This window comes from Streptomyces sp. SID12501, from assembly GCF_010550245.1.
Taxonomy (GTDB): Bacteria; Actinomycetota; Actinomycetes; order Streptomycetales; family Streptomycetaceae; genus Streptomyces.
On the sequence record NZ_JAAGLU010000019.1, the window covers coordinates 1 to 14,411 of the forward strand.

12 protein-coding genes are annotated in these 14,411 nt (G+C 69.8%); 4 read left to right on the top strand and 8 right to left on the bottom strand.

Annotated elements, in window-relative coordinates; genetic code table 11:
* A partial coding sequence (locus G3I71_RS22955; protein ID WP_369335573.1) for a tetratricopeptide repeat protein occupies positions 1-1,059 on the bottom strand: 1,059 nt, incomplete at its 3' end.
* A 185-nt stretch (positions 1,060-1,244) separates the two neighbouring features.
* Between G3I71_RS22955 and G3I71_RS22960 the strand changes: the two genes are divergently transcribed.
* Genes G3I71_RS22960 through G3I71_RS22970 form a run of 3 tightly spaced genes read left to right on the top strand, consistent with a single transcriptional unit; the run spans position 1,245 to position 3,966 of the window.
* Positions 1,245-2,687, top strand: coding sequence for a S8/S53 family peptidase (locus G3I71_RS22960; RefSeq protein ID WP_164316758.1), 1,443 nt, complete (start codon positions 1,245-1,247; stop codon positions 2,685-2,687).
* Positions 2,688-2,728: 41 nt separating this feature from the next.
* Entirely contained in the window at positions 2,729-3,373 is a 645-nt protein-coding gene (locus G3I71_RS22965) for an RNA polymerase sigma factor (RefSeq protein WP_164316760.1), read from the top strand.
* Entirely contained in the window at positions 3,370-3,966 is a 597-nt protein-coding gene (locus G3I71_RS22970) for a hypothetical protein (protein WP_343243046.1), read from the top strand. Before G3I71_RS22965 ends, G3I71_RS22970 begins: the two co-directional genes overlap by 4 nt.
* A 57-nt stretch (positions 3,967-4,023) precedes the next feature.
* Here the strand turns inward: G3I71_RS22970 and G3I71_RS22975 are convergent, their stop codons facing one another.
* The 6 genes from G3I71_RS22975 to G3I71_RS23000 all read right to left on the bottom strand — a co-directional run bounded on the left by G3I71_RS22975 (position 4,024) and on the right by G3I71_RS23000 (position 10,800).
* The gene (locus G3I71_RS22975; protein ID WP_343243047.1) at positions 4,024-5,052 is read right to left on the bottom strand and encodes an oligopeptide/dipeptide ABC transporter ATP-binding protein; all 1,029 of its coding nucleotides are present in this window, start codon (positions 5,050-5,052) and stop codon (positions 4,024-4,026) included.
* Positions 5,049-6,086: an ABC transporter ATP-binding protein gene (locus G3I71_RS22980; RefSeq protein ID WP_164316762.1), complete on the bottom strand. Its 1,038-nt coding sequence runs from the start codon at positions 6,084-6,086 to the stop codon at positions 5,049-5,051. The genes G3I71_RS22975 and G3I71_RS22980 overlap by 4 nt, the downstream gene beginning before the upstream one ends.
* Positions 6,079-7,047, bottom strand: a complete 969-nt coding sequence (locus tag G3I71_RS22985; protein WP_164316764.1) for an ABC transporter permease — start codon at positions 7,045-7,047, stop codon at positions 6,079-6,081. Before G3I71_RS22985 ends, G3I71_RS22980 begins: the two co-directional genes overlap by 8 nt.
* A gap of 4 nt (positions 7,048-7,051) precedes the next feature.
* Positions 7,052-8,083, bottom strand: a complete 1,032-nt coding sequence (locus G3I71_RS22990) for an ABC transporter permease (protein WP_164316766.1) — start codon at positions 8,081-8,083, stop codon at positions 7,052-7,054.
* The gene (locus G3I71_RS22995) at positions 8,080-9,807 is read right to left on the bottom strand and encodes an ABC transporter substrate-binding protein (protein WP_164316768.1); all 1,728 of its coding nucleotides are present in this window, start codon (positions 9,805-9,807) and stop codon (positions 8,080-8,082) included. Before G3I71_RS22995 ends, G3I71_RS22990 begins: the two co-directional genes overlap by 4 nt.
* Positions 9,808-9,903: 96 nt before the next feature.
* The gene (locus G3I71_RS23000; protein WP_164316770.1) at positions 9,904-10,800 is read right to left on the bottom strand and encodes a proline iminopeptidase-family hydrolase; all 897 of its coding nucleotides are present in this window, start codon (positions 10,798-10,800) and stop codon (positions 9,904-9,906) included.
* 265 nt (positions 10,801-11,065) lie between these two features.
* On the opposite strand from G3I71_RS23000, the gene G3I71_RS23005 reads away from it, so the two are divergent.
* A complete protein-coding gene (locus G3I71_RS23005; RefSeq protein WP_343243048.1) occupies positions 11,066-11,836 on the top strand; it encodes an FCD domain-containing protein in 771 nt (256 codons plus the stop codon).
* A 167-nt stretch (positions 11,837-12,003) separates the two neighbouring features.
* Here G3I71_RS23005 and G3I71_RS23010 read toward each other — a convergent pair whose 3' ends face one another.
* Positions 12,004-14,223, bottom strand: coding sequence for an NADP-dependent isocitrate dehydrogenase (locus G3I71_RS23010; RefSeq protein WP_164316772.1), 2,220 nt, complete (start codon positions 14,221-14,223; stop codon positions 12,004-12,006).
* Between the last annotated feature and the right edge of the window lie 188 nt (positions 14,224-14,411).

Here is a 14,411-nt window from a genome sequence, read left to right on the forward strand (position 1 = left end):
GGCCGGCGAGCCGAAGGCTGCGAGCCGGTCGGCCAGCGCCGCCGCGTCCGCGACGAGCCGACCCGACGTCCGCCCGGTCGCGACCCGCGCCTCCAACAGCACCAGCCGGGCGTGCGCCTCCCACCAGCTGCGCCGCTGCCCGGCGAACAGACGTACGGCCACGGCCGCGCGGGCGATCGCGGTCTGCGGATCGTCCGCGAGCCGGGCGGCCTTCGCGGCGGTCAGCAGCAGCTCCGCCTTGCGGGTGCTCTGCCCGCCGATGCCGTCGAGCACACCGAGCGCCGCATCGGCCTCCATGACCGCCTCGCGGGCCAGCCCGGCGGCCATCAGGACCTCGCAGCGACGGATGTAGAACATGAAGATCGGCGTGCCCAGCCGGGCGTACCGCTCGGCCGCCTCGTCGAACAGGCGCAGCGCCGCGGGGATGTCGCCGGCCCGGTACGCGGCCAGCGCCCGGCTCTCGACGACGTCGGCCTTGTCGTGCTCCTGGCCGGTGGTGTCCCACAGCTGTTCGGCGGCGGTGAAGTCGGCGTCGGCCCGCTCGGGGCGGCCGAGCGCCAGATGCACGGTGGCCCGCAGGGTCAGCGCCCGCGCCGTCCAGATGGTGTCGTCCGCCTGCCGCAGCACGGGAATGGCCCGACGTACGTCGTCCAGCGCCTCGCGGTGATGCCCCAGCACCCACCACGCGTACGCCCGCCGGTACAGCACGCGCGCGCGTGTATGGCCCGTACCCCGGTCGACGCCCTGCTCGAACGCCTCCAGGCCCTGCCGGGTACGGCCCGCGTGGACCAGCGCGACACCGAGCGTGCCGAGAACGTCCGCCTCGCGCTCCGCCGATCCGGCGTCCGCCGCGAGATCACGCGCGCGCCGCAGATGACGCAGGGCGACGCGCATGTCGCCGAAGTCCCGCTGCCACATACCGATCACCTGATGGGCGACCGAGGCGTGAAACGGTGTCGGATCGCTGCCGAGGACGTTCTCCGCGCGCGCGAGGGCGTCCTTCGGGCGGGCGAACACCATCGGCAGTAGTTCGAGAACCGTGTCGCTTCCCGCTGTCACCCAACGGATGGTAGTGCTCCGCGCCTCGCGTCATACAGGTTTGGCCATGGATAACTCGCTGTCCATCCCTGATCGATCCCTGTATCAACGAAATCGACGAACGTGTCGCGGCCCCTGTATCACGCGGCCGCACGGCGGCTCTCAATTACGGCAACAGGGGATCGGCTCAAGGGGGAGGACATTCCATGGCACCTCAGCGTTTCCAGGAGCAGTTCGACCAGATCCAGCGCTCCATGCCCGGCGTCGAGCTGGCGATGGGGCCGGACGACTCAGCCGAGTTCATCTACGAGAAGGGCGTCGTCCTGGCCCGCGACGGCGAGGAGGCGCGGATCGTCGAGGACGCCGTACGCGCGCACTTCACCGCGTCCGCCGGTCTGATCGCCGAAGAGGTGCGCCGGGCGAGCCCGGAGACCAACCGGTCGGGCATCACCCGGATCCAGGTCGGCGATCCGGCCCAGGGCGACAGGCGCGGCGACCGCGCGGTGGCGGGCGCGCTGCACGCGCTGAGGCAGACGGAGGGCAACGCGGGGCGCCGCCTGGTCAGCCGCAACCACGTGGTGCACATCGCCGGCGTCAACGCCTGCCCCGGCGACGAGCCCGTGCCCGTCCCGTACACCGCGGGGCCCAACCCGGCGGTGGCGGAGAGCGGCTACGACGCGGACAGCGCCGTCGGCGTCCTGGTCATCGACACCGGCCTGATGCACGACTACGCGTCCTACCCGGCGATGGCCCACGTCCAGGGCGACCCCCAGACGGACGAGTGCGACGCGAACGGAGTGCTCCAGCAGTACGCCGGGCACGGCACGTTCATCTCGGGGCTCGTCGCGGCCGTCGCCCCCAACACGGACATCGTCTCCCGCAACACCCTCAACGACGCCGGCGCGATCCTGGAGTCCGAGTTCGGCGACAAGCTCTTCGAGGCCGTCGAACGCGACGGCTGGCCGGCCATCATCAGCCTCTCCGCGGGCACGTCGAACGGCAGTACGGAAGGCCTGCTCGGCCTCGCCGCGTTCATGGAGGCCCTGCGCGAGCAGCCGCGCACCCTGCTGGTCGCCGCGGCAGGGAACAACGCCAGCGCCACCCCCTTCTGGCCCGCCGCCTACGCCGACAAGCCCGAGTACGCCCAGTCCGTGATCTCCGTCGGCGCCCTGCGCAGCGACGGCGAGTTCGGCGCCTGCTTCACCAACCACGGCGCTTGGGTGAAGGTCTACGCCCCCGGCGAGCGGCTCACCGGCGCGCTCACCGGCTTCCAGGCGCCGGTGCCGTACATCTACCAGCACAGCACGTACGGCACCTGCCGCCACCACTTCACCTACGCCTGCACCTGCCAGGACCCCCAGCACCTCGGCGTGCTCTCGGGGGACCACGAGACGACCTCGGGCACCCCGGACCAGGTGGTGTTCGAGGGGTTCGTACAGTGGAGCGGTACCTCGTTCGCCACCCCGGTGGTCGCCGCGCTGATCGCCGCCCACATGACCGCGCACAAGGAGGCCGACCCGCGCGTCGCCCGGCAGCAACTCCTCGCGGCGAACACCGAGTTCGCGGAGGTCCGGGGCGCAGTGGTACCCGCGCTGATCCCGCCCACGTGGAGCCCGGTGCCGGTCGCGAGCATCCCGCCCGCCATATGAGGTCAACAGGCCTCCGTACAAGGACAAATCGAGTGAGGACCATGCGCAGGACGAGTGGAGCACCCCCTTCCACGGCGTACGATGACTGGCCGTACACGAGGGGTGGGGACGTGGACCGAGCTGCGGTCGGCGCGTTGGTCCAGTCCGCCGTCGACGGTGACGCGGCGGGCTGGAAGGCGCTGGTGGAGGGGTTGAGCCCACTGGTGTGGTCGGTGGCGCGCGCCCACCGGCTGTCCGACGCGGACGCGCACGAGGTGTACTCGACCGTCTGGTTCCGCTTCGCCCAGCACCTGGGCCGTATCCGTGAACCGGAGAAGGCCGGTTCGTGGCTCGCGAGCACCGCACGGCACGAGTGCCTCAAGGTCATCAAGAGCAGCCACCGGATGACACCGACGGACGACGCCCAACTGCTCGACCGGATCAGCGACGACCGTACGCCCGAGCAGCGGGTGATCCAGTCCGAGGAGGCCTCCGCCGAGGCGGATCGCATCCGGCAGTTATGGCAGGAGTTCGAGGAACTCGGCGCCCGTTGCAGGCAGTTGCTGCGCATCCTGATGTCCACGCCGCCACCGAGCTACCAGGAGATCTCCGCCGGCCTCGGCATCGCGGTCGGCAGCATCGGCCCCCTGCGCCAGCGCTGCCTGCGCCGGCTGCGGGTACGGCTCGCCGCCCGGGGGGTGCTGTGAACGACGCGCACGACAACGACGGATTACCCCACGACTCCGACGATATGGACGGCACGGCCGACATGAACGCCACCGACGATATGAACGGCTTCGACGCCGATGACGAACTGGACGGCGAGACTGACGACTTGGGGGAGTTCGAGGGCGACGACTCGCTGGACAACGACCTCCTGGAAGAAACGCTGCGCCAGGCCGCCGCGATCATGGATCCGGTCCCGGCACAGCTCCAGCAGACCGCCGTGGAGGCCTACGCCCTGTACTCGCTCGACACCCGACTTGCCGAGCTGACCTTCGACTCGCTCGTCCACGGCATCCCCGTCAGAGGCGCTGAGGACCCACCCCGCATGCTGACCTTCCACACGGATGAACTGACGGTCGACATCGAGGTGACCGCGCACGGGCTGATGGGGCAGGTGCTGCCGCCGCAGGAGGTCAGGATCGAGGTGCTGAGCGGTCCGCAGCTCGCCTCACCGCCCACCCTCACCGCCGACGACATGGGCCGCTTCACCGGCGACCTGCACGTCACCGGCCCCTTCGCGCTCCGGCTGCGCACGGACGCGGAGGTCGTCATGACGGAGTGGCTGCGCGTCTGACACGACGCACGACTGCCGGGGGCGGATCCGCTGCGGACCCGCCCCCGAACTCCGCCGTCAACCCACCGCGACCAGCGGGTAGTGGCAGGCGACCGCGCTCCCCGCTGCCGTCGTGACCAGCCGGGGCCGCTCCACCGCGCACACCTCCCGCGCGTACGGACACCGCGTGTGGAAGGTGCAACCGGCCGGTTTTGCCACGGGGTTGGGCACGTCCCCGGTGAGGACGATCCGCTCCCGGCGCGGCGCGTCCGGGGCGCCGGTCCCGTCGTCGATCTCCGGCACCGCCGACATCAGCGCCTCGGTGTAGGGGTGCGCGGGAGCCCCGTACAGCGTCTCCGTGTCGGCGAGTTCGACGATCTCGCCGAGATACATGACCGCGATCCGGTCCGAGACGTGACGGACCACACCCAGGTCGTGCGCGATGAAGACGTACGTCAGCCCGAACTCGTCCTGGAGGTCGGCGAACAGGTTCAGCACCTGCGCCTGGATCGACACATCGAGCGCTGACACCGGTTCGTCCGCGACGATCAGCTTCGGAGAAGTTGCCAACGCCCGCGCGATACCGATGCGTTGACGCTGACCGCCGGAGAACTCGTGCGGATACCGGTCCAGATGGGCCGCCGCCAGCCCCACCACGTCGAACAGTTCGGCCACCCGGCGCCGGACGGCGGCGCCATCCCCGTAACGGTGGATGAGCAGTGGCTCGGCGACGATGTCCCCGGCGCGACGGCGTGGGTTCAGGGAGGCCTGCGGGTCCTGGAAGACGAGCTGTATCCCCGGTCGTACGGGGCGCAGCCAGCGCGCGGACAGCTTGGTGATGTCCTGCCCGTCGAACTCGACCCGCCCGCCGGTGATGTCGGTGAGCCGGACCAGACAGCGCCCGAGTGTCGACTTGCCGCAGCCGGACTCGCCGACGATGCCGAGGGTCTCACCCCCGCGCACCTCCAGCGAGACCCCGTCCACGGCCCGCAGCACCTTGCGGCGCCGGGTGAGGGAGTCGCCGCGCAGGGGGTAGTGCTTGGTGACGTCAGTGGCGCGCAGCAGCACGTCGGCGTCGCCGATTCCGGTCTGGGGGTCCGCTGTCACGGCGCCGCCTTTCTGTCGTCCGCTGTCGAGTGCGCCGTACGGGCGGACGCGCGCTCCCCGTCCGGCAGCCAGCAGGCGTCGAGGTGCCCCGACTCCCCCCGCAGCACCGGGCGTTCGTCGCACAGGTCGTGCCGCGCCGGGCAGCGCGGCGCGAACGCGCACCCCGCCGGCACACTGTCCGGCGACACGGGCACGCCCGCGATGGTGGGCAGCCGGCGCAGCCTCGGCCCGCCGACCCGGGGCACCGAGTCGAGCAGCCCCCAGGTGTACGGATGCCGGGGGCCGTGGAACACGGCCTGGCGCGGACCCTCCTCGGCCGCCCGCCCGCCGTACATGACCAGCACCCGGTCGGCGATCTCGGACACCACCCCCATGTCGTGCGTGATGAGCACCACCGCCGAACCGCGCGCGTTCAACTCCCGCATCAGGTCGAGGATCTGGGCCTGGATCGTCACATCGAGCGCGGTCGTCGGCTCGTCGGCGATCAGCAGCGCCGGACCGCAGGCGAGGGCCATCGCGATGACCGCCCGCTGCCGCATACCGCCCGAGAACTCGTGCGGGTAGGCGTGGACCCGCGAACCGGCGTCCGGGATGCCCACGTCCGACAGCAGCCCGACCGCCCGGGCGAGAGCCTCCTTCCTGGACACCTTCTCGTGCGCCCGGATCTGCTCGGCGATCTGCCGGCCGACCGTGTAGACCGGCGTCAGCGCGGTCATCGGGTCCTGGAAGACCATCGAGATCTCCCGGCCGCGCACCGACCGCATCTCCTTGTCGGGGAGAGTCAGCAAGTCCCGCCCACGGAAGAGGACTTCGCCCGTGACGGTGACGTTGGGGCTGGTCAGCAGCCGCAGCACGGCCAGCATCGAGACGCTCTTGCCCGAGCCTGACTCGCCGACCACGCCCAGGATCTCGCCGGGGTCGACCGAGAAGGAGAGCCCGTCGACGACCGTCACCGTGCCGGTGCGCGTGCGGAAGGAGATCCGCAGATCCCGTACGTCCAGCAGGGGCTGCGGCGTCTGCAGTGGCTCAGGCATGGCGGGCCCTCGGATCGAGTCGCGCGTACAGGATGTCGACCAGCGCGTTGGCGAGGACCACGAAGAACGCCGCGTACATGACCGTCCCCATGATCACGGGCAGGTCCAGGTTCTGCAGCGCGTCGAAGGTGAGCTTGCCGACGCCGGGCAGGCCGAAGACGACCTCGGTGAGCAGGGCCGCCCCGCCCACCAGCGCGCCGAAGTCCAGGCCGAACAGCGACACGATCGGGATGAGCGAGCAGCGCAGCGCGTGCCGGACGAGGATCCGCCGCTCCGAGAGGCCTTTGGCCCGAGCGGTGCGTACGTAGTCCTCGCCGAGTGCGCTGACGATCTCGCCGCGCAGCAGCCGGGCGTAGATGCCGGCGTACAGCAGCGCCAGGGTCAGCCACGGGAAGAGCAGGTGCAGCGCCCACTGGCCGGGGTCCTTGCCCAGCTCCACGTACCCGGGCGGTGGCACCCAGGAGAACACCGAGTCGTGCAGACGTTTCTGGGTGAGGAGGTTGACGACCTCGCCGAGCCAGTAGGCGGGCAGTGAGACGCCGACGACGCCCACCAGCATGATCAGCGGGTCGGCGGCCGTGCCGCGCAGCGCGGCCGCCGCCGTGCCCATGAGGATGCCGACCGTCATCCAGATGACCGCCGCGCCGATCACCAGCGACAGCGTCACCGGCATGGCCTGCACGATCTGCGGGATGACCTTCGAGCCGCGGTTGACGAACGACTCCAGGTCCCGGTCGATCAACAGGTGCCGCATCATCAGCACATAGCGGACGGGCAGCGGCCGGTCGAGGCCGAAGGAGTGACGTACCTGGGCGAGGGTGGCCGGGTCGGCGTTGCGGCCCGCGATACGGGCGGCGGGGTCGACTCCCGGGGTGGCGAAGAAGATCAGGAACACCAGCACACTGATCGCGAACATCACCAGCAGGGCGGACAGGAAGCGCCGGAGCGCGAAGTACAGCATCGGATCACACCCCTCCGCGCAGTCGGGCGTTCGGGTCGAGGGCGTCGCGAACCCCGTCGCCGAGGACGTTGAGGGCGGCTGTCGTCAGCGCGATGAGCAGCCCGGGGGCGATGGTCACGGTCGGGCGGGTGTACAGCAGTCCGAGGCCGTCCTCGATGATCGTGCCCCAACTGGCGTCGGGCGGCTGGACTCCGACGGACAGGAAGGACAGCGCCGACTCCGTGAGCATCGCCAGCGCGGTCATCAGCGGCAGGAACACGATCGCCGTGGGCAGCACGTTCGGCAGCACCTCCCGGCGCATCACCCGCAGGGCGGGCGCGCCCGACCCGATGGACGCCTGGATGAACTCCTTGTTCCGCAGCACCAGCACCTGCCCGCGCATCGGCCGGGCCACGTACGGGACATAGATCGCCGCGATGATCACGACCGGCAGCCACAGGCTCCCGGCCTCGACGGTGACCGGTCCGAGGCTGAGCCCGTCGGTGAGCAGGACGACGGACAGACAGATGGCCAGCAGATACACCGGGAAGGCCCAGATGACGTCCAGGACACGGGAGATGACCGCGTCGACGACCCCGCCCGCGTACCCGGCGAGGACCCCGACGGCCGTACCGAGGACACAGCACAGCAGCGCCGCCGTGACCCCGATGAACAGGCTGGTACGGCCGCCGTACAGCAGCCGGGCCATGACGTCCCGGCCCTGGTTGTCGGCGCCGAGGAAGTAGTGGCCGAAGTCCCAGGTGGGGCCGATGGGTGTGACGCCGAGGCCGAGCCCGGTGCTGCTCGGGGTGAGTACCGGCACGGTCTTCCCGTTCACGACGGTCGTCCCGGAGACATGGGACTGGAACGGGTCGGTGTGCGCGATGTGGTCGGCGTACAGCGGGGCGCACAGCGTCACCGCGACGACGGCGAGCAGAACGAGGGCCGCGGCCACCGCCGACCTGTTGCGCAACAGGTCGGCGGCGGCGGTCCGCCAGGGGCCCGGCGAACGTCGCCGGGTCGTGGGGGATGCCAACTGGGTTGCTGCGCTGCTCACTTGACCCACAGCTGCCCGACGAGCATGTAGAACTGCTTGCTGAACCGGTAGTTGCCGACCCGCTTCGACGTGAAGTCGATGATCTTCGGGTTGATCACCGGGACCACCGGCGACTGCGCCATGATGTCCTGGTCGATCGTGCCCCACTGCTGGTCGGCGGCCTTCTGGTCGGTCTGCCCGGTCTTCAGCGCGGTCTGCATCCGGGCGTCGATCCCCTTGTCGCAGAACCCGGCGATGTTGATGCTGGAGTCACTGCCCGGGTGGAACGAGGCGCAGGACAGCAGCACGTTGAGGAAGTCGGAGGCGGCCGGATAGTCCTGGTACCAGGACGTCAGCGCCAACTGCACCTTGTTCTTGGTGTTCTGGATGTACGTGAACTGGATGTTCGCGGACAGCGGCTTGAGCGTCGCCTTGTAGCCGAGCTGGGTCAGCAGGCTCTGCAGGTACTGCCCGATCGACTTGTTGACCTCGTCGTCGCTGACAACGATGCCGACCTCCTGACCGGCCGTCCCCGACTCCTTGACCAGCGCCTTCGCCTTGGCGAGGTCCGGCGCCGACCAGGTTGTCCCGCCGCCCTTGGTGTACTGGCACTTGTCGACGTGCCCGGGGAAGCCCGGCGGCAGGATCGTGCACGCGGGCGAGGCGAGGTTCTTGCCGCCGTACAGCCCGACCACCGCGTCCCGGTCGACCGCCCAGTTGATGGCCTGGCGCGCCAACTTGTTGTTGAACGGGGCAGAGTTGACGTTCAGAGTGACGTACCAGAACGCGGTCAGCGGATTGACGTGCGCCTGGGAGGCGTACTGCGTGCCGATCTCGTTCAGACGGTCGGCGGGCGGCGGGTCGAACATCCAGTCCGCCGAGCCGTTCTGGACGGCGGTCACCTCGGACTCGACGGTCTGCCCGAAGGTGTAGTCGACGTTGTCGGCGTATGCCTGGGGCTGCGCCTCGCGCGACCACTCCTTGAAGTACGGGTTGCGCACCAGCTTCAGCGCCCGGTTCGGGTCGTACGAGGCCGCCATGTACGGGCCGGTTGTGGGGAGCGGCTCGGTGCCCGCGTCCTTCGTCGGCGAGTCCTTCGGCACGATGCTGGCGTGCGGAACGGCCAGCTTGTACGGGAACTCCGGGTCCGGCGCCGTCAGGTTGACGGTGACCGTGCCGGCCGCCGCGTCACCGACGACGCCCTTGGTGAGCGTGCAGGACGCCGGCGTCTTCAGGCAGGCGTCCGCGCCGACGATCCCGTTGTAGAAGGTGCCCGCGGTCGGGCTGGACACCTTGAAGATCCGCTGGAAGGACGCCACCACGTCGTCGGTGGTCACCGCCTTCCCGGTGGAGAACCTGATCCCCTTGCGGAGGGTGAAGGTGTACGTCTTCCCGCCGTTGCTGACCACCGGCATGGCCGCTGCCAGATCCGGGACCACGGTGAACGACTGCTGGCCGTCGGTCTTCTTGAACGCCAGCAGACCGTCGTACATCGACTGGTACAACTGCCAGTACTGGAGCGTGTAGTTGACCTGCGGATCGAAGGTCCCGGCGGCTGCGTGGGCGACCAGCTTCAGCGTGCCGCCCTTGTGCGCGGGCTGGAACGCGGCCGACTGGGTGCCGCCGCTGGCGGTGGAGGTCGGGTCGGACGAGCCGCCGTCGTCGGAGGACGAACAGGCGGTCGCGGTGAGGGCGAGGGCGGCGGTCACGGCGGCGAGGGCGGTGCGTCTGGTGATCCGGGTCATCGGGGAACTCCCGTCGGTGGAGCGGGTGCTGAAGCTGCTGAGGGCTGAGGGCTGAGGGCTGAGGGCTGAGGGCTGAGGGGGACTGGGGCCGGGGACTCAGTCGGTGGAGTCGAGGAAGTCGCCGACGATCCGGAGGTACAGCTCCTCCTCCTCGACGTGCGGCATATGGCTGGAGTGCTCGAACATGTGCCAGCGCACATCGGGGATGAGGTCGGCGAAGGGCCGGAGTGTGTCGGGTGTCGCCTCGTCGTAGCGGCCGGACACCAGCAGGGTCGGCGCGTCGATCAAATGCAGCCGGTCGACGACCGACCACTCCTTCATGGTCCCGATGACATGGAACTCGTTCGGCCCGTTCATCGTGTGGTAGACGGTCGGGTCGGCCGCGATGTTGTCCCAGGTCGCCTGGACCTCGGCGGGCGCCGGGACCGTACGGCACACATGGCGCTCGTAGAAGACCTGCTCGGCGGCGTGGTAGTCGGGGTGGTCGGTGGTCCCGGCCGCCTCGTGGACGAGCAGGGTCTCCTGGACCTCGGGCGGGAGCGCGGAGCGGAGTTCGGCGGCGCCCGCCAGCCAGAGCTCCATGGAGGCGGGGGAGTTGGCGATGACCAGACCGCGCAGCCCGGCCGGACGGCGCACGGCGTGCTCGGCGGCGAGGATGCCGCCCCACGACTGGCCGAGCAGATGGTAGGCGTCGGCGATGTCCAACTTCCGTAGCAGGTTGTCGAGTTCGTCGAGGAAGAGCTGGACGGTCCAGAAGTCGGCGCCCTTGTCGGGCAGATGGGTGGACCGTCCGATGCCGAGCTGGTCGTAGTGCACGACCGGGCGGCCCTGCTGGGCGATGCCGGTGATGCGCAGCGTGTAGTCGTGACCGGCACCGGGGCCGCCGTGCAGGACCACCAGCGGTGTCCTGCCGGGTTCGCCGGTGATGCGGTACCAGGTGGACCAGCCGTTGAAGTCGATGGTCCCGGTGTGGTTCGGTTCGGGAATCGCCACTGAGGAGCCTCCGAGGGCAGGCAGAATCAAGCCAGTCAGTGTCTGAAAAGGATTGGTGTCCGGGGATGGCTGACATACTCTTTGGGTAAATGCTCAGTCCACAAGACCTTTTAAGACCTTTTAGCGGTGACCCGGCAGAAGTAACTGCGCGTTCACGCGCCCGGAACCCGCGACCGACCGGGGAGGACCGCTGACCGTCGCATCGGAGTCACCACAACCGCCTGCGCCGCCAGAACGATCAGGTGCCGGGGACGAGTTCTCGCGGGTGTTCGACCGTGTCCTGTCCGGCGGTGGCGCCCCCTCGCCCGAACTGCGCCCGGTGCGGGTGGCCTCGGCGGTCGACGAGGTCTCCGACCGGCTGCTCACCGCCATCGCCGTGGGCGACTTCCTGCCGGGGGAGCGGCTGCCGGTCGAGCGCGAGCTGATCACGCTGCTGGGGGTGAGCCGTCCCACGGTGCGTGAGGCGGTCGGCCGGCTCCAGGCGGTCGGCGTCATCGAGATCCGCCGGGGCCGCAACGGCGGTGCCTACGTGCGCGACAGCTGGAGCGAGTCCTCCGGTGCCGCCGTCCGGCGCACTCTCGTGCCGCGCTGGGCGGAGTTCGAGCAACTCTTCGACCTGCGTGGGCTGGTGGAGGGAATGGTGGCGGCGACGGCGGCCCGGCGCCGACGCCCCGAGGACCTCGTACCCATGAGTGACGCCCTGACCGCCTATCTGTCCGCGCGCGACCCGCGCGAGGAACACGCCGCCGACAGCGCCTTCCACCGCAGCATCTGCGACGCCACGCACAACCCCCAGATCTCCATGCTCAGCCGCGACCTGCTGGCCCGGGCCAGCCTCGGCTTCCCGGTCGAACCCTGGGGCAAGGGAGAGCGCACCCACTTCCACAGGGGCGGCGAGGACCACAAGGACCTCTACGAGGCGGTCGCGGCCGGTGAACCGGAGCGGGCGGAAGAGATCGCCCGCGAGCACTTCACGATCAGCGCGGACATGATCCGCGACGTACTGGCCAGGGTCAGGAACGCCGGCCAGGCATGACGATCGGCCCCCGGGACGCAGGTGCGCGTGCCGGGGGCCGATCGGTGAGCCCTGTGAACTCGGGTGCGGAACCGCGCCCCTGAAGGGGCGCGGGGAACTGCGCGACAAGCCCCCACCGGCCCGCAGCTGACGAACCGCCTACCCGAACCGCTTAGGCGCCGCAGGCACTAGCTCAGTGTCGCCAGCGTCTCGTTCCAAGTCGCCGAAGGACGCATGACCGTCTTGGCCTTTTCAACGTCCGGCTGGTAGTACCCACCGATGTCAACAGGCTTCCCCTGAACGGCGATCAGCTCACCGACAATGGCGTCCGCGTTGGCGCTGAGCGCCTCGGCGAACGAGGCGAACGACTTCGCCAGCTCCGCGTCATCGCTCTGCGCCGCCAGCTCCTGCGCCCAGTACAGCGACAGGAAGAAGTGGCTGCCCCGGTTGTCGATCCCGCCGACGCGGCGGGTCGGCGACTTGTCCTCGTTGAGGAAGGTCGCCGTCGCCCGGTCGAGGGTGTCGGCGAGGACCTGGGCGCGCGCGTTGCCCGTGGTCGTGGCGAGGTGCTCGAAGCTGGCCGCAAGTGCGAAGAACTCGCCCAGGCTGTCCCAGCGCAGGTAGTTCTCCTTGACGAGCTGCTGGACGTGCTTCGGGGCGGAGCCGCCGGCGCCCGTCTCGAACAGGCCGCCGCCCGCCATCAGCGGGACGACCGACAGCATCTTGGCGCTGGTGCCCAGCTCCAGGATCGGGAACAGGTCGGTCAGGTAGTCGCGCAGCACGTTGCCGGTGACGGAGATGGTGTCCTCGCCGCGCCGGATGCGCTCCACCGACAGCTTGGTCGCCTCGACCGGGTTCAGGACGCGGATGTCCAGGCCCTCGGTGTCGTGCTCCGGCAGGTAGGCGTTGACCTTGGCGATCAGGTTGGCGTCGTGCGCGCGGGTCTCGTCGAGCCAGAACACGGCCGGTGAGCCGGTCGCGCGGGCACGGGTGACGGCCAGCTTCACCCAGTCCCTGATCGGGGCGTCCTTGGTCTGGCAGGCGCGGAAGATGTCACCGGCGGCGACCGGCTGCTCGATCACCACGTTGCCGGCCTGGTCGACGAGCCGGACCGTACCGGCGGCCGGGATCTCGAAGGTCTTGTCGTGGCTGCCGTACTCCTCGGCCTTCTGCGCCATCAGACCGACGTTCGGGACCGAGCCCATGGTCGACGGGTCGTAGGCGCCGTTGGCGCGGCAGTCGTCGATCGCGACCTGGTAGACGCCGGCGTAGGAGGAGTCCGGGAGGACCGCGAGAGTGTCGGCCTCCTGGCCGTCCGGGCCCCACATGTGGCCGGAGGTGCGGATCATGGCCGGCATCGAGGCGTCGACGATGACGTCGGACGGGACGTGCAGGTTGGTGATGCCCTTGTCGGAGTCGACCATGGCCAGCGCGGGGCCCTCGGCCAGTTCGGCGTCGAAGGACGCCTTGATCGCGGCGCCCTCGGGCAGCGCCTCCAGACCCTTGTAGATGCCGCCGAGACCGTCGTTCGGGGACAGACCGGCCGCCGCGAACGTCTCGCCGTACTGCGCGAACGTCTTCGGGAAGAACGCGCGTACGACGTGGCCGAAGATGATCGGGTCCGAGACCTTCATCATCGTGGCCTTGAGGTGCACGGAGAACAGCACACCCTCGGCCTTGGCGCGGGCGATCTGCGCGGTGAGGAACTCGCGCAGCGCGGCGACGTGCAGGACGGAGGCGTCGACGACCTCGTCCGCGAGGACGGGTACGGACTCACGCAGGACGCTGGTCGAGCCGTCCTCGCCCACCAGCTCGATGCGCAGCGAACCGGCCTCGGAGATCACCGCGGACTTCTCGGTGGAGCGGAAGTCGTTCTCGCCCATCGTCGCCACGTTCGTCCTGGACTCGGGGGTCCAGGCGCCCATGCGGTGCGGGTGGTTCTTGGCGTAGTTCTTCACCGAGGCGGGGGCGCGGCGGTCGGAGTTGCCCTCGCGCAGCACCGGGTTCACGGCGGAACCCTTGATCTTGTCGTAGCGGGCGCGGATGTCGCGCTCCTCGTCCGACTTCGGGTCGTCCGGGTAGTCGGGCAGCGCGTAGCCCTGGCTCTGCAGCTCGGCGACCGCCGCCTTGAGCTGCGGGATCGAGGCCGACACGTTCGGCAGCTTGATGATGTTCGCCCCGGGCGTCTTCGCCAGCTCGCCGAGCTCGGCGAGGGCGTCCGCGATGCGCTGGCCCTCCTCCAGGAACTCGGGGAAGACGGCGATGATGCGGCCGGCCAGCGAGATGTCCCGGGTCTCGACGTTCACCCCGGCCTGCGAGGCGTACGCCTGGATCACGGGCAGGAACGAGTGGGTCGCCAGTGCGGGCGCCTCGTCAGTGTGCGTGTAGATGATGGTCGAGTCAGTCACCGGGTGCTCCGCTCCACGTCTGCAACATTGCTCGACATCAAGATATCTCCTGCCCGGCTCTCACTCGACAGGGGTCCGCACGGAACTCGACACGGATCGGTACGGAACTCGACACGGACCGGTATGGAACCGATCGGATCCGGTTCGGAACCCGATCGAAATTCCGTGCGGATTCAGGCAACCGACTC

Coding starts and splice junctions, on each gene's coding strand:
- G3I71_RS22960 (WP_164316758.1), top strand. CDS start 1,245: ATGGCACCTCAGCGTTTCCAGGAGCAGTTCGACCAGATCCAGCGCTCC.
- G3I71_RS22965 (WP_164316760.1), top strand. CDS start 2,729: ATGCGCAGGACGAGTGGAGCACCCCCTTCCACGGCGTACGATGACTGG.
- G3I71_RS22980 (WP_164316762.1), bottom strand. CDS start 6,086: ATGCCTGAGCCACTGCAGACGCCGCAGCCCCTGCTGGACGTACGGGAT.
- G3I71_RS22985 (WP_164316764.1), bottom strand. CDS start 7,047: ATGCTGTACTTCGCGCTCCGGCGCTTCCTGTCCGCCCTGCTGGTGATG.
- G3I71_RS22995 (WP_164316768.1), bottom strand. CDS start 9,807: ATGACCCGGATCACCAGACGCACCGCCCTCGCCGCCGTGACCGCCGCC.